This window comes from Bradyrhizobium sp. 25ACV (assembly GCF_054863005.1).
In genome coordinates this window covers 1-239 of the sequence record NZ_JAVAYO010000193.1, presented here as the reverse complement: position 1 = coordinate 239, position 239 = coordinate 1, and the positions used below count along the sequence as shown (strand labels likewise).

The 239-nt window shown below is 57.3% G+C and carries 1 protein-coding gene; it reads left to right on the top strand.

The features are described 5' to 3' along the window. The coding region (locus RAD04_RS39115; protein ID WP_461628027.1) for a TonB-dependent receptor domain-containing protein at positions 1 to 239 on the top strand (239 nt) is incomplete at both ends.

The following is a 239-nucleotide window of genomic DNA, read 5'->3' as shown; positions in this document are numbered from 1 at the left end:
CTGCAGCCGACTACCGGGAACAGCTTCGACCTATCGCTGGAATATTATCTGCCGCACAGCGGCATTCTATCACTCGGGTTCTTCGACAAGGAATTCGACAATTATGTCGTCTCCCGCACCCGGAACGGCACCGACACCGTCAACTTCCCGGGTGTCTCGGTGGTCAAGTTCGTGACCTATCAGAATGTACCCTCCGCTTATGCGCGCGGTATTGAGGCGGCCTACGACCAGCGCTTCGC